Annotated in this window: 16 protein-coding genes and 1 riboswitch; of the genes, 14 read left to right on the top strand and 2 right to left on the bottom strand. The window is 74.3% G+C overall.

The features are described 5' to 3' along the window. The first annotated feature begins 260 nt into the window (after window positions 1–260). The 9 genes from ACFXAM_RS05350 to ACFXAM_RS05310 all read left to right on the top strand — a co-directional run bounded on the left by ACFXAM_RS05350 (window position 261) and on the right by ACFXAM_RS05310 (window position 11,793). Window positions 261–2,036: a 3-hydroxyacyl-CoA dehydrogenase family protein gene (locus tag ACFXAM_RS05350; protein WP_380287671.1), complete on the top strand. Its 1,776-nt coding sequence runs from the start codon at window positions 261–263 to the stop codon at window positions 2,034–2,036. Between the two features lie 179 nt (window positions 2,037–2,215). Next, window positions 2,216–3,121, top strand: coding sequence for a TetR family transcriptional regulator (locus ACFXAM_RS05345; protein ID WP_380287670.1), 906 nt, complete (start codon window positions 2,216–2,218; stop codon window positions 3,119–3,121). A 359-nt stretch (window positions 3,122–3,480) separates the two neighbouring features. Next, window positions 3,481–4,851, top strand: a complete 1,371-nt coding sequence (gene ccrA, locus ACFXAM_RS05340) for a crotonyl-CoA carboxylase/reductase (RefSeq protein ID WP_380287669.1) — start codon at window positions 3,481–3,483, stop codon at window positions 4,849–4,851. A 10-nt stretch (window positions 4,852–4,861) separates the two neighbouring features. Further along, the gene (locus tag ACFXAM_RS05335) at window positions 4,862–6,889 is read left to right on the top strand and encodes a protein meaA (protein ID WP_380287668.1); all 2,028 of its coding nucleotides are present in this window, start codon (window positions 4,862–4,864) and stop codon (window positions 6,887–6,889) included. 22 nt (window positions 6,890–6,911) lie between these two features. Then, entirely contained in the window at window positions 6,912–7,871 is a 960-nt protein-coding gene (locus ACFXAM_RS05330) for an HpcH/HpaI aldolase/citrate lyase family protein (protein WP_380287667.1), read from the top strand. 28 nt (window positions 7,872–7,899) lie between these two features. Beyond that, on the top strand, window positions 7,900–8,403 hold the full coding sequence (locus ACFXAM_RS05325; protein WP_380287666.1) for a MaoC family dehydratase: 504 nt from the start codon (window positions 7,900–7,902) through the stop codon (window positions 8,401–8,403). A gap of 161 nt (window positions 8,404–8,564) precedes the next feature. Next, window positions 8,565–9,776 carry an acyl-CoA dehydrogenase family protein gene (locus ACFXAM_RS05320; protein WP_380287665.1) on the top strand — a complete coding sequence of 404 codons (1,212 nt, stop codon included), beginning with the start codon at window positions 8,565–8,567 and terminating at the stop codon, window positions 9,774–9,776. Between the two features lie 459 nt (window positions 9,777–10,235). After that, window positions 10,236–10,928 carry a phosphatidylserine decarboxylase gene (locus tag ACFXAM_RS05315; protein WP_380287664.1) on the top strand — a complete coding sequence of 231 codons (693 nt, stop codon included), beginning with the start codon at window positions 10,236–10,238 and terminating at the stop codon, window positions 10,926–10,928. After that, complete coding sequence (locus tag ACFXAM_RS05310) at window positions 10,915–11,793, top strand: CDP-alcohol phosphatidyltransferase family protein (protein ID WP_380287663.1); 879 nt, start codon at window positions 10,915–10,917, stop codon at window positions 11,791–11,793. Before ACFXAM_RS05315 ends, ACFXAM_RS05310 begins: the two co-directional genes overlap by 14 nt. A gap of 93 nt (window positions 11,794–11,886) precedes the next feature. Here ACFXAM_RS05310 and ACFXAM_RS05305 read toward each other — a convergent pair whose 3' ends face one another. Both ACFXAM_RS05305 and ACFXAM_RS05300 read right to left on the bottom strand, forming a co-directional pair. Continuing rightward, window positions 11,887–13,419, bottom strand: a complete 1,533-nt coding sequence (locus ACFXAM_RS05305; RefSeq protein ID WP_380287662.1) for a hypothetical protein — start codon at window positions 13,417–13,419, stop codon at window positions 11,887–11,889. 161 nt (window positions 13,420–13,580) lie between these two features. Next, window positions 13,581–14,696, bottom strand: a complete 1,116-nt coding sequence (locus ACFXAM_RS05300; RefSeq protein WP_380287661.1) for an alpha/beta hydrolase family protein — start codon at window positions 14,694–14,696, stop codon at window positions 13,581–13,583. Between the two features lie 179 nt (window positions 14,697–14,875). Further along, window positions 14,876–15,088: riboswitch (cobalamin riboswitch) on the top strand. Window positions 15,089–15,121: 33 nt separating this feature from the next. Here ACFXAM_RS05300 and ACFXAM_RS05295 point away from each other — a divergent pair. Genes ACFXAM_RS05295 through ACFXAM_RS05275 form a run of 5 tightly spaced genes read left to right on the top strand, consistent with a single transcriptional unit; the run spans window position 15,122 to window position 21,751 of the window. Then, window positions 15,122–16,108, top strand: a complete 987-nt coding sequence (locus tag ACFXAM_RS05295; RefSeq protein ID WP_380287660.1) for a cobalamin biosynthesis protein — start codon at window positions 15,122–15,124, stop codon at window positions 16,106–16,108. Further along, entirely contained in the window at window positions 16,105–17,622 is a 1,518-nt protein-coding gene (locus ACFXAM_RS05290) for a cobyric acid synthase (protein ID WP_380287659.1), read from the top strand. Before ACFXAM_RS05295 ends, ACFXAM_RS05290 begins: the two co-directional genes overlap by 4 nt. Next, window positions 17,615–19,729 (top strand): putative cobaltochelatase, encoded by a 2,115-nt coding sequence (locus ACFXAM_RS05285; RefSeq protein WP_380287658.1) that lies wholly within the window; start codon window positions 17,615–17,617, stop codon window positions 19,727–19,729. The genes ACFXAM_RS05290 and ACFXAM_RS05285 overlap by 8 nt, the downstream gene beginning before the upstream one ends. A 6-nt stretch (window positions 19,730–19,735) precedes the next feature. Beyond that, window positions 19,736–20,341: a cob(I)yrinic acid a,c-diamide adenosyltransferase gene (cobO, locus tag ACFXAM_RS05280; protein ID WP_380287657.1), complete on the top strand. Its 606-nt coding sequence runs from the start codon at window positions 19,736–19,738 to the stop codon at window positions 20,339–20,341. Between the two features lie 21 nt (window positions 20,342–20,362). Beyond that, complete coding sequence (locus ACFXAM_RS05275; protein WP_380287656.1) at window positions 20,363–21,751, top strand: cobyrinate a,c-diamide synthase; 1,389 nt, start codon at window positions 20,363–20,365, stop codon at window positions 21,749–21,751. Window positions 21,752–21,915: the final 164 nt, after the last annotated feature.

Below are 21,915 nucleotides of genomic sequence, written 5' to 3'. Positions count from 1 at the left end.
CGGGCGGCGCGTGGCGGTGCGTTCGTTCACCGGCGGGTGCCGCGGACCGCGGCCGCAGCCGGGACTTCTCTCCTCTGTGTTCAGAGCCGTCTCCCGTGTCGAGCGCCTGAGTACCACGGCACACCCGCAGCACCGCCGGAGCGGACCGGCGGCGGCGCGGTGGCCGCAATCGTCATCCCCCCGCCCCGCGTGCGGACCCTCCTCCGGGGGCGCGCCCTCCGGAGCGCGCGCGGGCCCTCCATGACAAGGAGTCAGGACAGATGAAGCGTCCCTTCCCCACGGTCGCCGTGGTCGGGCTCGGCACGATGGGCGCCGGCGTCGCGGTCGCCGTCGCCAGGAGCGGCCGCCGGGTGATCGGCATCGAGGCCGACGAGGCCTCGGCCGCCCGGGCCCTGGCCCGGATCGAGGAGGCGACCGCGCACGCGGTGGCCCGCGAACGGCTCACCGCCGGGGAGCGGGCCGACCTGCTGGCCCGGATCTCCGTCGGCCACGCGCTGGCCGCCGCCGCCGGGGCGGACCTGGTGATCGAGGAGGTCCCCGAGCGGCTGGAGCTGAAGCGGGAGGTCCTCGCCGAGCTGGACCGGATCTGCCCGGCCACCACCGTGCTGGCCACCGGCACCACCGCGCTGTCGGTGACCCGGATCGCCGCCGCCACCGCCCGCCCGGACCGGGTCCTCGGCCTGCACTTCTTCAACCCCGTGCACACCATGAAGCTGGTCGAGGTGGTGCGCACCGTGCTCACCGACCCGCAGGTGGCCGAGGACGCCGCGGCCTTCGCCCGGGACCTCGGCAAGGAGCCGGTGGCGGCCGGCGACCGGGCCGGCTTCGTGGTCAACGGCCTGCTCTTCGCGTACCTCAACCAGGCCGCCGCGATGTACGAGTCCAGGTACGCCACCCGGGAGGACATCGACGCCGCGATGCGGCTGGGCTGCGGCCTGCCGATGGGCCCCCTCGCGCTGCTCGACCTGATCGGCGTGGACACCGCCCGCACCGTCCTGGAGGCGATGTACGAGCAGTCGAGGGACCGGCTGCACGCGCCGGCACCGATCCTCGGCCAGCTGGTCGCGGCCGGGCTGCTGGGCCGCAAGAGCGGCCGCGGCTTCTACACCTACGAGGCGCCCGGCTCCTCGAAGGCCGTCGACGCCGCCACCGGCCCGGCGGAGCCGGAGGTCCCCGGCCGCGAGGTGCGCGGCATCGGCGTCTGCGGCTCGGGCACCATGGCCACCGGCATCGCCGAGGTCTTCGCCAAGGCCGGGTTCCCGGTGCTGCTGGCCGCCCGCAGCCAGGAGAAGGCGGAACGGGCCAAGGCGCAGCTGGCGAAGTCGCTGGAGCGCTCGGTGACCAGGGGCCGGCTGACCGGGGAGCAGCGGGACGCCGCGCTGGCGCTGGTCACGCCGGTCGGCCGGTACGACGCGCTGGCCGACGTGGACCTGGTGGTCGAGGCGGTCGCCGAGGACCTCGCGGTCAAGCGCGAGCTCTTCGCCGCCCTGGACGCGGTGGTCAAGCCGGGCGCGGTGCTGGCCACCACCACCTCCTCGCTGCCGGTGATCAGCTGCGCCTCGGCGACCTCGCGGCCGCAGGACGTCGTCGGCATGCACTTCTTCAACCCGGCGCCGGCGATGCGGCTGGTCGAGGTGGTCTCCACGGTGCTCACCGCGCCGGACGTCACCGCGACCGTGCTGGAGCTGTGCGCGAAGGTCCGCAAGCACCCGGTGGAGTGCGGGGACCGTGCCGGGTTCATCGTCAACGCGCTGCTCTTCCCCTACCTGAACGACGCGGTGCGGATGCTCCAGGAGCACTACGCGACGGTGGACGACATCGACACCGCGATGAAGCTCGGCTGCGGGTACCCGATGGGCCCCTTCGAGCTGCTGGACGTGGTGGGCCTGGACGTCTCGCTGACCATCGAGCAGGTGCTGCACCAGGAGTTCCGGGAGCCGGGCCTGGCGGCGGCGCCGCTGCTGGAGCACCTGGTGGCGGCCGGCTGCCTGGGCCGCAAGAGCGGCCGCGGCTTCCGCGACCACGCCCGCCGATGACCGCCCCGCCGCCCCACGGGGGACAGCCCGGCCGGCCGCCGTTGCACCCGGAGCGGGCCGGCTGGGGACCGGGCGCGGTCTCGGCGCACTGGCCCCGGCCCGCGGTGAGCGGCCCGGTCGCCCCGGTGCGCCGGGGAAGGCCGCCGGGCGCGCCGCCGGGGGCGTGTAGCGTTCCGGGCATGGATCGGGTTCAGTCAGTCTCCCCGCAGCAATCCGCCCCGGCGCGCGACGGCCGGCCGGCCGTGACCGGCCAGGACGGGGGGCCTGGCGGCCGGCGGGCCGCGGCGCAGCGCCAGCAGATGCGCCAGGACCTGGCCACCGCCGCCATGGAGCTGTTCGCCTCGCAGGGCTACGAGGAGACCACGGTCGACCAGATCGCGGCGGCCGCCGGGGTGGCCCGGCGGACCTTCTTCCGGTACTTCCGGTCCAAGGAGGAGGCGATCTTCCCGGACCACGACGACACCCTGGTCCGGGTGGCCGACCTGCTGGCCAGCGCCGAGCCGGAGGAGCACCCGCTGGACGTGGTCTGCCGGGGCATCAAGGAGGTGCTCCGGATGTACGCCTCCACGCCCGGGGTCTCGGTGGCCCGCTACCAGCTGATCCGTCAGGTGCCGGCGCTGCGCGAGCGGGAGATCGCCGTGGTGGCCCGCTACGAGCGGCTGTTCACCCGCTACCTGCTGGGCCGCTTCGACACCGCCGGGGAGATCCCCTCGGGCTGGCAGCGTGCCGGCGAGGACGACTCGATGCTGGCCGAGGTGTCGGCGGCGGCCGTGGTCGCGGCCCACAACCACGTGCTGCGGCGCTGGCTGCGGGCCGGCGGGCGGGGTGACGTCGAGGAGCAGCTGGACCACTCCTTCGAGGTGATCCGGCGGACCTTCTGGGCGTCCGGCGCGCCGGGCCCGCGGCGGCGCGGTGCCCTGGTGGCACCGGGTGCCAGTGGGACGGAGGCGGAGCCCGCGACGGCGAGCGCACTGAGTGCCAGCCCCGGAGGTGAGGTGCTCATCACAGTCGCCCGGACGGACGCCCCGCTGGACGTCGTGGTGGATGCCGTGCGGGCCGCCCTGGAGGGCGCCAAGCAGGCCTGAGGGCAAGCCTTTTAGCAGGTCAAGGCAGTTTTCTGGGCCCGTGCCGGAGGATCGGCACGGGCCCTCGCCATGCCCGCCGGCAGCCCCGCCGAGGGGGTCGCGACCGGCCGGAATTGCTGGCACGCCGTGTCTTTACGAGTGGCACAGGGTGCCACTACCTTGTTACCCACCAGTCGCGGCGCCGCGGCTCCCACCTCGGCGCGCCGTCGTACCGGCGCTCCCCCAACCCCGGGAGCGAACCACTGCAGCGCCAGGCCCACCAGCCACCCACCCACCACCACGTTCAGCGAAGCCGGTGTCCGCTCCCGGCTCCCCCAGACGCCCTGTGCCCTCACACAGGTACGCCTTCGGAGGCAGCCATGAAGGAAATCCTCGACGCGATCCTCAGCCCCGACAGCACCGCGGCGGACTTCGCCAACGTCAAGCTGCCGGAGTCCTACCGGGCGGTGACGCTCCACAAGGACGAGGAGCAGATGTTCGCGGGCCTCGCCAGCCGCGACAAGGACCCCCGCGAGTCCCTCCACCTCGACGAGGTCCCGCTGCCCGAACTGGGCCCGGGCGAGGCCCTGGTCGCCGTGATGGCGAGCGCCGTGAACTACAACACCGTGTGGAGCTCGATCTTCGAGCCGGTCTCCACCTTCGGCTTCCTGGAGCGCTACGGCCGGCTCTCCCCGCTCACCAGGCGCCACGACCTGCCGTACCACGTCGTCGGCTCCGACCTCGCCGGCGTGGTGCTGCGCACCGGCGCCGGGGTCAACGCCTGGAAGCCGGGCGACGAGGTGGTCGCGCACTGCCTCTCCGTCGAGCTGGAGTCCTCCGACGGCCACGACGACACGATGATGGACCCGGAGCAGCGGATCTGGGGCTTCGAGACCAACTTCGGCGGACTCGCCCAGCTGGCCCTGGTGAAGACCAACCAGCTGATGCCCAAGCCCGCCCACCTGACCTGGGAGGAGGCCGCCTCCCCCGGCCTGGTCAACTCCACCGCCTACCGCCAGCTGGTCTCGCGCAACGGCGCCGGCATGAAGCAGGGCGACAACGTGCTGATCTGGGGCGCCAGCGGCGGCCTCGGCTCCTACGCCACCCAGTACGCGCTGGCCGGCGGCGCCACCCCGATCTGCGTCGTCTCCAGCCCGCAGAAGGCCGACATCTGCCGGGCGATGGGCGCCGAGGCGATCATCGACCGCTCCGCCGAGGGCTACCGGTTCTGGAAGGACGAGCAGACCCAGGACCCGCGCGAGTGGAAGCGGCTCGGCGGCCGGATCCGCGAGCTGACCGGCGGCGAGGACGTCGACATCGTCTTCGAGCACCCGGGCCGGGAGACCTTCGGCGCGAGCGTCTACGTCACCCGCAAGGGCGGCACCATCGTCACCTGCGCCTCCACCTCCGGCTTCATGCACCAGTACGACAACCGCTACCTGTGGATGTCGCTGAAGCGGATCGTCGGCTCGCACTTCGCCAACTACCGCGAGGCCTGGGAGGCCAACCGGCTGATCGCCAAGGGGAAGATCCACCCGACCGTCTCCAAGGTGTACCCGCTGGAGCAGACCGGGCAGGCGGCCCTCGACGTGCACCACAACAAGCACCAGGGCAAGGTCGGCGTGCTCTGCCTGGCCCCCGAGGAGGGCCTGGGCGTGCGCGACGCCGAGCTGCGCGCCCGGCACCTGCCGGCCATCAACCTGTTCCGCGAGTTCGACGAGCGGACCGTTCGGCCCGGCCGAGACATCTGAGGACACCCTGATGAGTGATCAGAAGCGTGACCGTCCCTGGCTGATGCGCACCTACGCCGGGCACTCCACCGCCGAGGACTCCAACGCGCTGTACCGGCGGAACCTGGCCAAGGGCCAGACCGGTCTCTCGGTGGCATTCGACCTGCCGACCCAGACCGGCTACGACTCCGACCACGTCCTCGCCCGCGGCGAGGTCGGCCGGGTCGGCGTGCCGGTCGGCCACGTCGGCGACATGCGGACCCTGTTCGACGGCATCCCGCTCGAACGGACCAACACCTCGATGACCATCAACGCCACCGCGATGTGGCTGCTGGCGCTCTACCAGGTGGTCGCCGAGGAGCAGGGCGCCGACATCGCCAAGCTCACCGGCACCACCCAGAACGACATCGTCAAGGAGTACCTCTCGCGCGGGACGCACGTCTTCCCGCCCGGCCCCTCGGTGCGCCTGATCACCGACATGATCGCCTACACGGTCGGGAACATCCCGAAGTGGAACCCGATCAACATCTGCAGCTACCACCTCCAGGAGGCCGGGGCCACCCCGGTCCAGGAGATCGCCTTCGCGATGTGCACGGCGATCGAGGTGCTGGACGCCGTCCGCGACTCCGGCCAGGTGCCGGCCGAGCGGATGGGCGAGGTCGTCGCCCGGATCTCCTTCTTCGTCAACGCCGGGGTGCGCTTCGTCGAGGAGATGTGCAAGATGCGGGCCTTCGGCCGGCTCTGGGAGAGGATCACCCGTGAGCGGTACGGGATCGAGGACCCCAGGCAGCGGCGGTTCCGCTACGGCGTGCAGGTCAACTCGCTCGGCCTGACCGAGGCGCAGCCGGAGAACAACGTCCAGCGGATCGTGCTGGAGATGCTCGCCGTCACCCTCTCCAAGGACGCCCGCGCCCGCGCCGTGCAGCTGCCCGCGTGGAACGAGGCGCTCGGCCTGCCGCGCCCGTGGGACCAGCAGTGGTCGCTGCGGATCCAGCAGGTGCTGGCCTTCGAGTCCGACCTGCTGGAGTACGACGACATCTTCAACGGCTCCGAGGTGGTCGAGGCCAAGACCGCCGAGCTGCTGGCCGGCGCCGACGCGGAGATCGCCAAGGTGCTGGGGATGGGCGGAGTCATCCCGGCCGTGGAGTCCGGCTACCTGAAGGCCGCCCTGGTCGCCTCGCACGCCGCCCGGCGGGCCCGGATCGAGTCCGGCGAGGACCGCATCATCGGGGTGAACTGCTTCGACACCACCGAGGAGAGCCCGCTGACGGCCGACCTCGACACCGCGATCATGGTCGTCGACCCGGCCTCCGAGCAGTCCGTGCTGGCCGCCCTGGAGGCCTGGCGCGGCCGGCGCGACGAGACCGCCGCGCTGGCCGCCCTGGAGCGGCTCAAGAAGGTCGCCGCGACCGACGAGAACCTCGTGCCGGCCACCCTGGCCTGCGCCCGCGCCGGGGTCACCACCGGCGAGTGGGCCTTCGCCCTGCGCGAGGTGTTCGGCGAGTACCGCGCCCCCACCGGCGTCGGCGGCGCCCCGGTCGCGGTCGCCGCCGAGCCCGGCGGCGAGCTGGCCGCGGTCCGCGAGGCCGTCGCCGCGACCGCCGCCGAGCTGGGCACCGGCAAGCTGCGGCTGCTGGTCGGCAAGCCCGGCCTCGACGGGCACTCCAACGGCGCCGAGCAGATCGCCGTCCGGGCCCGCGACGCCGGGTTCGAGGTGGTCTACCAGGGCATCCGGCTCACCCCCGAGCAGATCGTCTCGGCCGCCGTCGCCGAGGACGTCCACTGCGTGGGCCTGTCGATCCTCTCCGGCGCCCACTCCGAGCTGGTCCCGGACGTGCTGCACCGGCTGCGCCGGGCCGGGGTGGAGGATGTCCCGGTGATCGTGGGTGGCATCATCCCGGCAGCGGACGGCGAGGCCCTCAAGGCCGCCGGCGTCGCCGCCGTGTTCACCCCGAAGGACTTCGGCATCACGACCATCATCGGCCGGATCGTGGACGAGATCCGGCTGGCCAACAGGCTCCAGCCCTGGACGCCCGCCCCGGCCGCCACGACCAGCTGACCCCCGGAAGGACCACCCTCTGATGACGACGAACCGCCTGCGCCCGCGCCGCTCCTGCCTGGCCGTGCCCGGCAGCAACCCGCGCTTCCTGGAGAAGGCCCAGGGCCTGCCCGCCGACCAGGTCTTCCTGGACCTGGAGGACGCCTGCGCCCCGCTGGTCAAGGAGAGCGCCCGGCACAGCATCGTCGACGCGCTGAACAACGGCGACTGGGGCGGCAAGACCCGCGTCGTCCGGGTCAACGACTGGACCACCCACTGGACCTACCGCGATGTGATCACCGTCGTGGAGGGCGCCGGCCCGAACCTCGACTGCATCATGCTGCCCAAGGTCCAGGACGCCGAGCAGGTGAAGGCGCTCGACCTGCTGCTCACCCAGATCGAGAAGACCATGGGCTTCGAGGTCGGCCGGATCGGCATCGAGGCGCAGATCGAGAACGCCAAGGGCCTGATCAACGTCGACGCCATCGCCCAGGCCTCGCCCCGGCTGGAGACCATCATCTTCGGCCCGGCCGACTTCATGGCCTCGATCAACATGAAGTCGCTGGTGGTCGGCGAGCAGCCGCCCGGCTACCCGGCCGACGCCTACCACTACATCCTGATGCGCATCCTGATGGCCGCCCGCGCCCACGACCTCCAGGCGATCGACGGCCCCTACCTCCAGATCCGCAACCAGGAGGGCTACCGCGAGGTGGCCGGGCGCGCCGCCGCGCTGGGCTTCGACGGCAAGTGGGTGCTCCACCCGGACCAGGTCGCCGCCGCCAACGAGATCTTCTCGCCCTCCCAGGAGGACTACGACCACGCCGAGCTGATCCTCGACGCCTACGACTGGTGCACCTCCGAGGCCGGCGGTTTCAAGGGCTCGGCGATGCTCGGCGACGAGATGATCGACGAGGCCAGCCGCAAGATGGCGCTGGTCATCTCCGGCAAGGGCCGCGCCGCGGGCCTGCGGCGCACCTCCGCGTTCGAGCCCCCGCAGGCCTGAGAACGCCGACCCCAAGGAGCACTGACCCATGCAGTTCGGACGCACCTACGAGGAGTTCGAGGTCGGCGCGGTGTACAAGCACTGGCCCGGCAAGACGGTCACCGAGTACGACGACCACCTCTTCTGCCTCCTCACCATGAACCACCACCCGCTCCACCTGGACAGCAACTACGCGGAGCGGACCACCGACTTCGGCCGCAACGTGGTGGTGGGCAACTACGTCTACTCGCTGCTGCTCGGCATGTCCGTCCCGGACGTCTCCGGCAAGGCGATCGCCAACCTGGAGATCGAGTCGCTGCGGCACGTCGCGCCGACCTTCCACGGCGACACGATCTACGGCGAGACCACCGTGCTCGACAAGTGGCCGTCCAGGTCCAAGGACGACCGCGGCATCGTGTACGTCGAGACCAAGGGCTACAAGCAGGACGGCACGGTCGTCTGCCTCTTCCGCCGCAAGGTGATGGTGCCGACCGCGACGTACACCGAGGCGCGCGGCGGCGAGCAGCCCGGCCGTCCCACCCCCCTCGGCTGAGCCCGGATCCCCCCCCGAGCCCCGGACGGGCCGGCCGCCGTCATCGGCCGCGCCCCCACCCGGTTCACGGGGGCTCCGCGGAAGCCACGCCCGCGGAGCCCCCGTCCACTCCCCACCCCCCCACACTCCTCTTTTCCCTCAGGCATGACAGGAGCCGCACGATGGGACGCCTCGCACAGACCGACGGCCTCACCGAGATCCAGCGGGACATCCTCGCCACCGTGCGCGAGTTCGTCGACAAGGAGATCATCCCGGTCGCGACCGAGCTGGAGCACAAGGACGAGTACCCGGCCGCGATCGTCGAGGGCATGAAGCAGCTCGGCCTCTTCGGCCTGACCATCCCCGAGGAGTACGGCGGCCTCGGCGAGTCGCTGCTCACCTACGCCCTGGTGGTGGAGGAGATCGCCCGCGGCTGGATGTCCGTCTCCGGCATCGTCAACACCCACTTCATCGTGGCGCACATGATCAACGCCCACGGCACCCCGGAGCAGAAGGAGTACTTCCTCCCGAGGATGGCAGCCGGCGAGATCCGCGGCGCCTTCTCGATGTCCGAGCCCGGCCTCGGCTCCGACGTCGCCGCGATCACCACCAAGGGCGTCCGGGACGGCGAGGACGGGGAGTTCTACGTCCTCAACGGCCAGAAGATGTGGCTGACCAACGGCGGCACCTCCACCCTGGTCGCGGTGCTGTGCAAGACCGACGAGGGCGGCTCCACCCCCTACAAGAACATGACCACCTTCCTGATCGAGAAGACGCCGGGCTTCGGGCCGAACCCGGCCGTCCCCGGCCTCACCGTGCCCGGCAAGATCGAGAAGATGGGCTACAAGGGCGTCGACACCACCGAGCTGGTCCTCCAGGACGTGCGCGTCCCGGCCGACCGGATCCTCGGCGGGGTCCCCGGCCGCGGCTTCTACCAGATGATGGACGGCGTCGAGGTCGGCCGGGTCAACGTGGCCGCGCGCGGCTGCGGCGTCGCCCGCCGGGCCTTCGAGCTGGGCATCGCCTACGCCCAGCAGCGCACCACCTTCGGCAAGAGGATCGCCGAACACCAGGCGATCCAGTTCAAGCTGGCCGAGATGGCCACCAAGGTCGAGGCCGCCCACCAGATGATGGTCATGGCCGCCCGCAAGAAGGACGGCGGCGAGCGCAACGACCTGGAGGCGGGCATGGCCAAGTACCTGGCCTCCGAGTACTGCAAGGAGGTCGTCGAGGACGCCTTCCGCATCCACGGCGGCTACGGCTTCTCCAAGGAGTACGAGATCGAGCGGCTCTACCGGGAGGCCCCGATGCTGCTGATCGGTGAAGGTACTGCGGAGATCCAGAAGATGATCGTCGGGCGCCGGCTGCTGGAGGAGTACCGCATCGCGGAGTGATCCGCGGGCCCGGAGAGCCGCCGGACGACGGGCGTGCGGGCCCGTCCCGGCACCCGCCGTGCCCCCGCCCGGTCGGCCTGGTCCGCCCCGGGTCCGGCACGGCCCACCGGAGCGGCCACAGGGCGTACAGCTGCTGTCACACGCCCTGTGGCCGCTTCGGCATGCCCTCGCCGCGTCCCCCGCACGTGCCCCCCGGGCAGCCCCGCACCGGCCCGCCGGGCACGGTTGAGACATGAGTCACCAGCTTCGCCCGGTCCCTTGGGAACCGGAGCGGGGCCAGCTACGGTCGTAGGGAAGGGGCGCTGCTGCGCCTCCGCCAGGTCACATGACGAGCAGGCGGGTTGCCCACCCACCGGCTGGTCCCGATAGCATCCACCGGGACAGCAGACGTCCCTCTCTTACCCGATCCCGCGGTGGCCCCCGTCCAGCGGCCATGATCCCCCGCGACAAAGGTCTTCGATGCCCATCAGCCCGTCCCCTCACACCTCCGTCACGGACCGCGATGCCCTCGCAGCCACGACGGCCGGTCGTCGGCCCCGCGTGACCATCGCGCGCGGAGCCACCCCCTGGTTCGTCCCCACCCTCGCCACGGCCGCCGTGACCACCGCCCTCACCCGGCGCAGCGGCACGTGGGCCCTGGCGGCGGTACCCGCCTGTGCGCTCGGCGCCGGCATGCTGTGGTTCTTCCGCGACCCCGAGCGTGAGATCGGCACGGGCAGAGTGATCTCCCCCGCCGACGGCGTGGTCCAGAGCATCGACGCGTGGCCGGACGGCCGGACCCGCGTGGCGATCTTCATGAGCCCGCTCAACGTCCACGTGAACCGGGCCCCGCTGCCCGGCACGGTGACCTCCGTCGAGCACGTGCCCGGTGGCTTCGTGCCCGCGTTCAACAAGGACAGCGACCAGAACGAGCGGGTCGTCTGGCACTTCGACACCGAGCTCGGCGACATCGAGATGGTGCAGATCGCGGGTGCCGTGGCGCGCCGCATCGTGCCGTACGTGGACGCCGGTACCAAGGTCGAACAGGGCGAGCGGATCGGTCTGATCCGGTTCGGGTCCCGGGTCGACACCTACCTGCCGGCCGGCGTCGAGGTCGGCGTCGAGGTCGGCCAGAAGACCACCGCCGGGGTGACACGCCTTGACCGTGACTGATCCTGAGACGATCGTCGGCCTGGACGACGAGGAGACGGCCCTGCGCCGCCGCCGCTGGGCCCGCGACCGCGAGCTGCGCGCGCCGCGCTCGCCGCAGCACCTGTCCACCGCGGACTTCCTCACCCTCGGGAACGCCGTCTGCGGCTTCCTGGCGATCTACTCGATCACCACCGGGGTGCTCGTCCCGCACATCACCAACCCGGACGCCGCGCCGGACAAGCACAGCGCCGCCACCGCGGTCACGCTGCTGCTGATCGGCTCGATGTGCGACCTGTTCGACGGGCTGGTGGCGCGCAAGCTGCGCTCCTCCGCGCTCGGCGCCGAGCTCGACAACCTCGCCGACCTGATCAGCTTCGGCATCGCCCCGGCCTACTTCGTGGCGGTCTGGGGCATGGTCTCGCCGGGCTCCAACAGCCGGCTCTCCGCGCTGATCGCGCTGACCGTGCTGCTGGCGGTGGTGCTGCGGCTCGCCCGCTTCTCCGCCGTGAAGATGCGGCCCGGGGTGTTCCAGGGCATGCCCTGCCCGATGGGCGCGATGACGGTGATCGCCATCGTGCTGCTCGACCCGCCGTTCCTGCCCGGCCTGGTCGCCATCTTCGGCGCGGCGTACCTGATGGTCAGCCGGATCGAGTACCCGAAGCCGCAGGGGCTGCTGGCCACCGCGACGCTCTGCTGGATCGTCGTCTCGATCGGCTGCCTGGCGGCCTGGGCGACCGGCCTGCCGGGCGGCGACAACCTGCTGCACATCGGCGCGTTCGCGCAGATCGCGCTCGCCGCGATGGCGCCGCTGCTGGTCATCCGCCGCAAGGTGGGGCAGAAGGTCGGCGACGTCCGGGCGCGCCGCGCGGAGTCGCGGATCGGCTGACGGCCGCAGGACACGGTGGAAGGGCCCGGCTCCCCTCGGGGAGCCGGGCCCTTCCGCGTGTCGGGTGCGCCGCGTACCGGGTGCGCCGCGCAGCTACGCGCCGCCGCGGTGGACGCTGAAGGCCGAGCGGCGGGCCGCCCGGGCCACGCCCGGGTCGGGGTGGACGCCGGAGACGGCGGTCAGCACCGAGGCCGCCCGCGGGTGCCCGGACTGCCGGGCCCGCGCGAACAGCCGCACCGGGTCGCCGGCCGAGGCGCCCTCGACGTGGCCGACGAGCAGTTCCGTCTCACCGTGGTCGAGCACCGCCGCGGCGGTGTCCACCCAGAGCCAGGCGGCGTCCTCCGCGCCCAGCACGTCGGCCGGGGAGACTCCCTCGTCCGAGCGCTCGGCCAGCCAGAGCAGCGCGTAGGGGCGCAGCACCGGCTCGTCGACGGCGGCCCGGACGGCCTGCTCGGCGGTCACGCCGGCCACCCGCAGCGCCTCGAAGGCCAGGCCGCGCACCAGTGCGTCCTCGCCCTGCGCGGTCTCCAGCAGCTCGGCCACCGCCCGGTCGGCCGGGCGGGCGGCCAGCCAGGCCCGGTACTCGGCGCGGGCCGGGCCGGGCGAGTAGTCGGCGCAGGCGCTCAGCAGCTCCAGCGCGCTCTGCTCGATGTGGCCGGCGGCGGTCTGCGCGACGGTGCAGATCTCCTCCAGCTTGGCCCGCACCGCCCAGTTCCCGAGCGGGGAGAGCTCGGCCGCGTTGTCCCGGCGGGTCAGCGCGCCGACGGCGGCCAGGCCGTCCAGCATCCAGTCCAGGACGGCGGCGACGTCGGCGGGCGAGGCCGGGGTGTCGATCTGCGGCTCGCGGCAGGTGCCGCGGACGGCGGAGACGGCAGAGGCCGCGTGCGGGACCGGCGAGAGGCCGAAGGCACCCTCGCCGCCGCCGACCCGGCGCTCGTCCAGGCCGCGCCGGAGCAGCTCCAGCAGCTCGATGTCGGCCACCGGGCCGTCCACCAGGTGGAGGAAGGAGAGCAGCTGCGGGGCCTGGTCGACGGCCTGCCCGGCGAGCACCGCGAAGACGCCGCGCAGGGCGGCGGGCGGCACCGGAGCGAGCAGCGTCCAGGCGTCGAACAGGGCCGACCAGCCGCGGACCACCGCCTCGTCGTCGTGTTCCCAGGCGTGCAGGCGCCAGCCGGGGCCGGCACCGCCGTCCCGGGCCTCGACCAGGCCGACCAGCAGGGCCTGGCCCCACGCCTTGGCGGCGGCGCCCACCGTCATGGCGAGGGCGCGGCCGGCGGCGCGGGCGTCGTCGGGGAGCAGCTCGCCGCGCTTGTCGACCTCGTCGAGTTCGCCGGCCCAGCGGGCGATCCGGACGGCGTCGACCAGCATGCGGCGGGCCAGCGGGGCGAGTTCGGCGGGGGCGGGGAAGCCCTCCGGCACGGGGACCCGGCCACGGCCGGGTGCGGGGGCGGGGCCTCGTCGGCGGGGTACGCCCGGGGCCCCCGGCCTGGCGCCGGCGGGGCGGTGGGCCGTTCCGGGGAGACGGGTCACCGTCGCACCGGTACCGATCGTCGGCGGGAGCGGGGCATCACGGTCGCGCGGATTCCGAGACGTCACGTCGAGCAGTCTTCCCCTTGTACCGGCCATCTGTCACATCCGGTTGTCCGCGCGGGGCGGGCGGGGGGCGCGGGGGCTCGACAAGATCGGGCAACAGAGGCCAAACCGACTGGCCTGATCTTTGTGGCGGGTCCATGCCACGAAGAACGGGTGCGCCGCGGAATTCCGCGCGAGGGGGGGATCGGAACGGCTCAGCAGAACGGAGTGAGCCAGCGGCGCAGGGTCTCGGCGTAGCGGTCGGGGGCGGTGTTCCAGAGCGCGGCGTGATCACCCCCGGGAAAGGCCTGGAGGTTGACCACGTCCGGTCGGCGGCGGGCGAGGCGCTCGGCCGCCGCGAACGGGGCCACCGGGTCGTCCGGGCCGTGCAGCACCAGGGTCGGCACCCGCAGGTCGGTCCCCTCGGCGATGCGGGCGAAGTCGGCCAGATCCACGCCGGTGCGGCCCTGCGCCGCGAGCGCGCCCAGTTCGGCGGCCGCCCCCCGGAAGCCGGAGCGGGCGGCGTCCCGGCGGGCGGTGGCCGGCCAGTCCAGCACCGGCGAGTCCAGGACCAGGCTGCTGATCGAGGGGGCGAGGTCCGAGCGGGCGGCGGTCTGCAGGGCCATCGTGGCGCCGAGCGACCAGCCGTGGAGCACCACCCGGCCCGCGCCGGCGTCCAGGGCGGTGCGCACCGCCGCCTCGACGTCCCGCCACTCGGTCTCGCCGAAGTGGCCGAGGCCGTCCGGGGAGGCCGGGGCCCCGGCGTCGCCGCGGTAGGTGACGACCAGGGCGGGCAGGCCGAGGCGCTGCAGCTCGGGGAGGACGGGCAGGGCCTGGGTGCGGTCGGCGTCCGGGCCGTGCACCAGGACCACCCAGGTGCCGCGCTTGCCGTCCAGCCGCCACGCGGGCATCGCGCCGAGTTCGCCCTCGACGGCGGTCTCGGCGAACGGCAGCCCGAGCGCCCGGCCCGGGTCGCCGAGGTGGACCCGGGGGGTGAAGCGGACCTCGGTGCCGGGAGCGAGGGTGCCCCGGTCCGCGCGCACCAGCCGGCGGGTGACCCCCTTCTCGTCACTGTGCAGGACCTCCTCGACGACCGCGTGGCCGTCCTCGCCCCACTCGACGGCCCAGCGGCCGGGGCGCTCGCTCACCGGCGTGCGGGTGAAGGTGACCCGCCCCGCGCCGAGGGCCTGGACGAGCACCGGGCCGGTCCGGACGCGGGCGGCCCCGGCCGGGCGGACCATCCGCTCGGACGCCCGGCGGCCGATCACCAGGACGGCGGCCCCGGTGCCGACGGCGGCGGCCGCCACGGTGGCCGCGATTCCCCAACGCATACTCGCTCCCCGGTGCTCGGTGTCTGGCTCGGTCTCCGGTCTCGCTGTCCCGACCCACCCTCAGTCCACTCGCGCGGGCGGGGGGAGGCCAGCAGGACACGGCCGTACGGGTAGTTCCGGGAGGAAAATCACATGGCTGCGGCGGGGCGGCCCGGCGTGTGACCAACACCCCCGACGACCTCGGTTGACTCCCGGTTCGGGCCCATGATGGGATCCTTCAGCCAATACGGAGGCATGCAGAGGAAGCCGGTGCGAGTCCGGCGCGGTCCCGCCACTGTCACCGGGGAGCACGACCGGAACACGCCACGGCGGGCCGTCAGAAGCCGCTGGAAGGCCCGGGAGGTGCGTTCGACCCGGAAGCCAGGAGACTCTCGCCCCCGGTTCGTCGATCCAGGGCGCGGACCCTGAGTGAGGACACGCACGCGATGCTGCGCCCTGCCGTGCGCCCGTTGACCCGGGCCGCCGCCTTCGGCGCCGGCGCGGTGGCCGGGTACCTGGCCGACGCCCGGTTCGCCGACCCGCGCCGCGGCCACCCGGTGGCCGGCTTCGGCACCGCCGCCGCCCGGCTGGAACGCCTGCTCTGGCGCGACCACCGCGCCGTCGGCACCGCCTTCACCGCCCTGGCCGTGGGCACCGTCGCGGCCGGTGCCCTCGCCGCCGACCGGCTGCTGGCCCGCCGCCCGCCCGCCCGGGCCGCCCTCGCCGCCGCCGCGACCTGGACGGTGCTCGGCGGCACCTCGCTGACCCGGGAGGCCCGCACCATCGGCCGTTCGCTGGCGGCCGGCGACCTGACGGCGGCCCGGGAGCGGCTGCCGCACCTGTGCGGACGCGACCCGAGCGCGCTGGACGAGCAGCAGCTGGCCCGCGCGGTCGTCGAGTCGGTGGCCGAGAACACCGCCGACGCCGTGGTCAACGCCCTGGTCTGGGGCGGCCTCGCGGGCACCCCGGGCCTGCTGGCGTTCCGCGCGGTGAACACCCTGGACGCGATGGTCGGTCACCGCTCGCCCCGCTACGCCCGGTTCGGCTGGGCCTCGGCGCGGCTGGACGACGTGGCGGGCTGGCCCGGCGCGCGGCTGACCGCGCTGCTGACGGTGGCCGCCGCCCCCGAACCGCGCACCGCCTGGCGGGTCTGGCGGCGCGACGGCTCGGCGCACCCCAGCCCGAACGCCGGTCAGGCCGAGTCGGCGTTCGCCGGCGCGGTGGGCGTGCGCCTCGGCGGGACGCTGCACTACGGCGAGCGGGTGGAGCACCGCCCCGTGCTGGGCGGGGAGCTGCGGCCGGTCGGGGTGGACGACATCGAACGGGCCTGTGTGCTCTCCCGGCGGGTGAGCGCGCTGGCCCTGGGTACGACGGTCGCCGGGCACCTGCTGCTCCGGGCGGCCCTGGGCGGGATGCGGAGGAGTGGGGCATGAGCAAGGCGCTGCTGGTCGCCGGGACGACCTCGGACGCCGGCAAGAGCGTGGTCACCGCGGGCATCTGCCGCTGGCTGGCCCGGCAGGGTGTCGCGGTCGCGCCGTTCAAGGCGCAGAACATGTCGCTGAACTCCTTCGTCACCGCCGACGGCGCCGAGATCGGCCGCGCGCAGGCGATGCAGGCGCAGGCGGCCCGGGTGGAGCCGGAGGCGGCGATGAACCCGGTGCTGCTCAAGCCCGGGGCCGACGGCCGCAGCCAGGTGGTGCTGCTGGGCCGGCCGGTCGCCGAGGTCGGCGCGATGGACTACCGCGAGCGCAAGCCGGTGCTGCTGGAACGCGCCCTGGAGTGCCTGGCGGACCTGCGCCGGCGCTTCGACGTGGTGGTCTGCGAGGGCGCGGGATCGCCCGCCGAGATCAACCTGCGCGACCGCGACATCGCCAACATGGGCCTGGCCACCGCCGCCGGCCTGCCGGTCGTGGTGGTCGGCGACATCGACCGCGGCGGGGTGTTCGCGGCGATGTACGGGACGCTGGCGCTGTTGTCGGCCGAGGACCAGCGGCATGTGGCGGGCTGGTTCGTCAACAAGTTCCGCGGCGACGCGCGGCTGCTCGCGCCGGGCCTGGAGATGCTGCGCGAGCTGACCGGCCGTCCGGTGCTCGGCACCCTGCCGATGCTGGCGGACCTGTGGCTGGACGCCGAGGACTCGCTCGACCTGTCCACCGTCGTCGACCGGACGGCCGCGCGCGGCCCGCTCGGCGCGGACGTGCTGCGGGTGGCCGTGCTGCGCTTCCCCCGGCTGTCCAACTTCACCGACCTGGACGCGCTCGCCCAGGAGCCCGGCGTGCTGGTCCGCTGGGCCACCCGCCCGGAGGAACTGGCCGACGCCGACCTCGTCGTGCTGCCCGGTACCCGGGCCACCGTCGCGGACCTCGCCTGGCTGCGCGAACGCGGCCTGGAGCCGGTGCTGAGGGCCCGGGCGGCGGCCGGGCAGCCGCTGCTCGGCGTCTGCGGCGGCTACCAGATGCTGGCGCACTCGATCGTGGACGAGGTCGAGTCGGGGGCGGGCGCGGTGGACGGCCTCGGGCTGCTGCCGACCCGGGTGCGGTTCGGCGCGGAGAAGGTGCTCGCCCGGCCGGTCGGCGAGGCGTACGGGGAGCGGGTCGAGGGCTACGAGATCCACCACGGCATCGTCACCGTCGAGGGCGGCGAGCCCTTCCTCGACGGGTGCCGGGCGGGCCAGGTGTGGGGAACCACCTGGCACGGGGCGCTGGAGAACGACGGCTTCCGCCGCGCGCTGCTGCGCGAGGTCGCGGCGGCCGCCGGCCGGGCGTTCGTGCCCGCGCCGGACACCTCCTTCGCGGCCGCGCGGGAGGCCCGGCTGGACCGGCTGGGCGAGCTGATCGAGGAGCACGCGGACACCGACGCGTTGTGGAAGCTGATCGAGGGCGGGGTGCCGGCGGCCGGATCGCTGCCGTTCCTTGCGCCCGGGGCCCCTGGGAGCATGCATGAGTGACGTCCGATACCCGTTCACCGCGATCGTCGGCATGGCCGACCTGCGGCTCGGCCTGCTGCTGAACGCCGTCTCCCCCGCCGTCGGCGGGGTGCTGGTGCGCGGCGAGAAGGGCACCGCCAAGTCGACCATGGTGCGCGCGCTGGCCGGGCTGCTGCCGTCCATCACGACCGTCGACGACTGCCGCTTCGCCTGCGACCCGGCGGCGCCGGACCCGCAGTGCCCGGACGGCGCGCACACCGGCACGCCGGCCTCCTCCGAGCGCCCGGCCCGGCTGGTCGAGCTGCCGGTCGGCGTCTCCGAGGACCGCATCGTCGGCTCGCTGGACCTGGAGCGGGCGCTCGCCGAGGGCGTCAAGGCCTACGAGCCGGGCCTGCTCGCCCGGGCGCACCGCGGCGTGCTCTACATCGACGAGGTGAACCTGCTCCAGGACCACGTGGTGGACCTGCTGCTGGACGCCGCCGCGATGGGCCGCTCCTACGTGGAGCGCGAGGGCGTCTCGGTGCGGCACGCGGCGCGCTTCCTGCTGGTCGGCACGATGAACCCGGAGGAGGGCGAGCTGCGGCCGCAGCTGCTCGACCGGTTCGGCCTGACGGTGGAGATCGCCGCGACCCGGGAGCCGGCCGAGCGCGCCGAGGTGGTGCGCCGCCGGCTGGCCCACGACGCCGACCCGGCCGCGTTCGCCGCCCGCTTCACCGAGGACGAGCGCGCGCTGGCGGACCGGATCACCGCCGCGCGCGAGCTGCTGCCCGAGGTGGAGCTGACCGACGCGGCGCTGCGCCGGATCACCGCCGTCTGCGCGGCGTTCGAGGTGGACGGGCTGCGCGCGGACATCGTGATGGCGCGCACCGCCGTCGCGCTGGCCGCCTGGGCGGGGCGCACCGAGGTCCTGACGGAGGACGTCCGCACGGCCGCCCGGCTGGCGCTGCCGCACCGCCGGCGGCGCAACCCGTTCGACGCGCCCGGGCTGGACGAGGAGCAGCTCGACCGGGTGCTGGAGGAGCAGGCCGAGCAGGAACAGGAGCCGGAGCCCCGACCCGCGCCGGAGGACGCCGAGGGCCCCGGGGACGACCCGGGCCCGGAGGGCGGTCCGGACGGCGACGGCCCGCAGGACGGCGGCCCCGACGGCGGCGGGGGCGGCGGCGCGCCGGAGCCCTCCGGCCCCGACGGCCCGCCGCTGGAGTCGGCCGGCCCGGCCGACGGGCAGGACGGCGCCGCCCCGCAGCCCGTCCCGGCGCAGCACCCCTCCCCCGCCCGGGAGTCGGCGCCGGTCGCGGCCGGCGACCCGTACCGCACCCGGCTGTTCGCGGTGGACGGCACCGGGCGCGGCGCCGAGGGCCGCCGCTCCCCCGCCGAGACCGACGGCGGCCACACCGTCCGGGCCCGCCGCCCGCGCGGCCGGCTCGCCCGGCTGCACCTGAGCGCCACGCTGCGTGCCGCCGCCCCGCACCAGGTGGCTCGCGGGCGGTCCTCGCGCGCGCTGGTGCTGCACAAGGACGACTTCCGCGAGCAGGTGCGCCAGGGCCGGGAGTCCAACCTGGTGCTGTTCGTGGTGGACGCCTCCGGTTCGATGGCGGCCCGGCAGCGGATGACCGCCGTCAAGGGCGCGGTGCTGTCGCTGCTGATGGACGCCTACCAGCGCCGCGACAAGATCGGCATGATCACCTTCCGGGGCGCCTCGGCCGAGCTGGCGCTGCCGCCCACCTCCTCGGTGGAGGTCGGCGCGGCCCGGCTGGAGTCGCTGCCCACCGGCGGGCGCACCCCGCTGGCGGCCGGCCTGCTGCGGGCCCACGAGGTGCTGCGGGTCGAGCGGCTGCGCGACCCGGACCGCCGCCCGCTGCTGGTCGTGGTGACCGACGGCCGGGCCACCGGCGGCGGCCGGGACGCCGTCGCGCAGGCGCACCGGGCGGCCGGGCTGCTGGCCGCGCAGGGCGTGGCGAGCGTGGTGCTGGACTGCGAGTCCGGCCCGGTCCGGCTCGGCCTGGCGCGCACCCTGGCCACCCGGCTGCGGGCCACCGCCGTGACCCTGGACGAGCTGCGCGCCGACGGCGTCGCCTCGCTCGTCCGCGAGAACCGTCCGACCACCAACGCAGCGCGAAAGGCGGCCTGAGCCGACATGCCCAAGGGTGTCCCCGAGAGCGTCCCCGACGACGGTCTGACGACCCGTCAGCGCCGTACCCTGCCGATCACCGCCGTGCACACCGGCCCCGGGAAGGGCAAGTCCACCGCCGCCTTCGGCATGGCGCTGCGCGCCTGGAACCAGGGCTGGCCGGTCGGGGTGTTCCAGTTCGTGAAGTCCGCCAAGTGGAAGGTGGGCGAGGAGAACGCGCTGCGGGTGCTCGGCGCCTCCGGCGAGGGCGGCACCGTCGCCTGGCACAAGATGGGGTCCGGCTGGTCCTGGATCCAGCGCACCGGCGCGATGGAGATGGACAGCGAGGCGGCGGCCAAGGAGGGCTGGGAGCAGGTCAAGCGCGACCTCGCCGCCGAGACCTACCGCTTCTACGTGCTGGACGAGTTCACCTACCCGATGCACTGGGGCTGGGTCGACCCGGAGGAGGTGGTGGCCGTGCTGAAGGACCGCCCGGGCAGCCAGCATGTCGTCATCACCGGCCGGTACGCACCGGAGGCGCTGACCGGGTTCGCCGACCTGGTGACCGAGATGACCAAGGTCAAGCACCCGATGGACGCCGGCCGCAAGGGCCAGCGCGGCATCGAGTGGTAGCCGGAGAGCACTGAGAACCGCATGGACATCCCCCGTCTCGTCGTCGCGGCGCCCTCCTCGGGCGCCGGGAAGACCACCATCGCCACCGGTCTGATCGCCGCGCTGACCGCGCGCGGGCTGGCCGTCTCGCCGCACAAGGTCGGCCCGGACTACATCGACCCGGGCTACCACGGGCTGGCCGCCGGGCGCCCGGGCCGCAACCTGGACGCGTTCATGTGCGGGCCGGAGCGGATCGCCCCGCTGCTGCTGCACGGCGCCGCCGGGGCGGACGTCGCGGTGGTCGAGGGCGTGATGGGGCTGTTCGACGGCGCCTCCGGGCGCGGCGAGCTGGCGTCCACCGCGCACGTGGCGAAGCTGCTGCGGGCGCCGGTGGTGCTGGTCGTGGACGCCTCCTCGCAGTCCCGGTCGGTGGCCGCGCTGGTGCACGGCTTCGCCTCCTGGGACCCGCAGGTGCGGCTGGCCGGGGTGATCCTCAACCGGGTCGCCTCGGACCGGCACGAGCAGCTGCTGCGGGAGGCGCTGGAGGAGGGCTCGGGCGTGCCGGTGCTGGGCGCGGTCCGGCGCTCGGCGGCGGTCGCCACGCCGTCCCGGCACCTGGGGCTGGTCCCGGCCGTGGAGCGTTCGGCGGAGGCGCTGCGGGCGGTGGCGGACATGGGCGCGCTGGTCGCCGGCTCGGTGGACCTCGACGCGGTGCTGGCGCTGGCCCGCACGGCGCCGCCGCTGACCGGCGCCGGGCCGTGGGACCCGGCGGCCGAGGTGGGCGGGCGGCTTCCCGGGCCCGGCGCGCCGCGGATCGCGGTGGCCGGGGGCGCGGCGTTCTCCTTCTCGTACGCCGAGAACGCCGAGCTGCTGGCCGCCGCCGGCGCCGAGGTGGTGCCCTTCGACCCGCTGCACGCCGACGGCCTGCCGGAGGGCACGGCGGGCCTGGTGATCGGCGGCGGGTTCCCCGAGCTGTACGTCCGGGAACTCAGCGCGAACGATCAACTGCGGTCCGCGATCGCCGCGTTCGCGGCCGCGGGCGGGCCGGTCTCGGCCGAGTGCGCCGGACTGCTCTACCTCGGGCGCGAGTTGGACGGCCTGCCGATGTGCGGGGTGCTGGACACCTCGGCCCGGATGACCGAGCGGCTGACCCTCGGGTATCGCGAGGCGGTGGCGCTGCACGACTCGCCGCTGGCCCCGGCCGGGGCCCGGCTGCGCGGGCACGAGTTCCACCGGACGGTCTGCGAGCCGGGCGCCGGCGAACGGCCCGCCTGGGGCTGGCGGTTGCCGACCGGTCCGCACACCGAGGGATTCGCGGGCGCGGCGGGCGCCGAGAATGTTCACGCTTCGTATCTGCACCTGCACTGGGCGGGATACCCGCAGCTCGCCGCGTCCTTCACGGCGGCCGCCGCGGCGTTCCGGGCCGGCTGAGCCGCACCCGGCGAAAACCGACAGGCCCTCGGGTCTGGTCAGGCGGCTGTGCGGAGCGTCAAAATAAGGACAGACAACCGCATATCGCCCCATTCGCAACCGGAACCGGCCAGACCCGACCACCCTTCGGCGAGCCGACCGATTGCCGGCGACCGCCCACTCGG

The organism is Kitasatospora sp. NPDC059462 (genome assembly GCF_042749955.1).
Taxonomy (GTDB): Bacteria; Actinomycetota; Actinomycetes; order Streptomycetales; family Streptomycetaceae; genus Kitasatospora.
Note: the sequence above shows the minus strand (reverse complement) of the source record. Positions and strands in the feature narration are given on the sequence as shown.

Coding starts and splice junctions, on each gene's coding strand:
- ACFXAM_RS05350 (WP_380287671.1), top strand. CDS start 261: ATGAAGCGTCCCTTCCCCACGGTCGCCGTGGTCGGGCTCGGCACGATG.
- ACFXAM_RS05345 (WP_380287670.1), top strand. CDS start 2,216: ATGGATCGGGTTCAGTCAGTCTCCCCGCAGCAATCCGCCCCGGCGCGC.
- ccrA (WP_380287669.1), top strand. CDS start 3,481: ATGAAGGAAATCCTCGACGCGATCCTCAGCCCCGACAGCACCGCGGCG.
- ACFXAM_RS05335 (WP_380287668.1), top strand. CDS start 4,862: ATGAGTGATCAGAAGCGTGACCGTCCCTGGCTGATGCGCACCTACGCC.
- ACFXAM_RS05330 (WP_380287667.1), top strand. CDS start 6,912: ATGACGACGAACCGCCTGCGCCCGCGCCGCTCCTGCCTGGCCGTGCCC.
- ACFXAM_RS05325 (WP_380287666.1), top strand. CDS start 7,900: ATGCAGTTCGGACGCACCTACGAGGAGTTCGAGGTCGGCGCGGTGTAC.
- ACFXAM_RS05320 (WP_380287665.1), top strand. CDS start 8,565: ATGGGACGCCTCGCACAGACCGACGGCCTCACCGAGATCCAGCGGGAC.
- ACFXAM_RS05315 (WP_380287664.1), top strand. CDS start 10,236: ATGCCCATCAGCCCGTCCCCTCACACCTCCGTCACGGACCGCGATGCC.
- ACFXAM_RS05305 (WP_380287662.1), bottom strand. CDS start 13,419: ATGGCCGGTACAAGGGGAAGACTGCTCGACGTGACGTCTCGGAATCCG.
- ACFXAM_RS05300 (WP_380287661.1), bottom strand. CDS start 14,696: ATGCGTTGGGGAATCGCGGCCACCGTGGCGGCCGCCGCCGTCGGCACC.
- ACFXAM_RS05295 (WP_380287660.1), top strand. CDS start 15,122: ATGCTGCGCCCTGCCGTGCGCCCGTTGACCCGGGCCGCCGCCTTCGGC.
- ACFXAM_RS05290 (WP_380287659.1), top strand. CDS start 16,105: ATGAGCAAGGCGCTGCTGGTCGCCGGGACGACCTCGGACGCCGGCAAG.
- ACFXAM_RS05285 (WP_380287658.1), top strand. CDS start 17,615: ATGAGTGACGTCCGATACCCGTTCACCGCGATCGTCGGCATGGCCGAC.
- cobO (WP_380287657.1), top strand. CDS start 19,736: ATGCCCAAGGGTGTCCCCGAGAGCGTCCCCGACGACGGTCTGACGACC.
- ACFXAM_RS05275 (WP_380287656.1), top strand. CDS start 20,363: ATGGACATCCCCCGTCTCGTCGTCGCGGCGCCCTCCTCGGGCGCCGGG.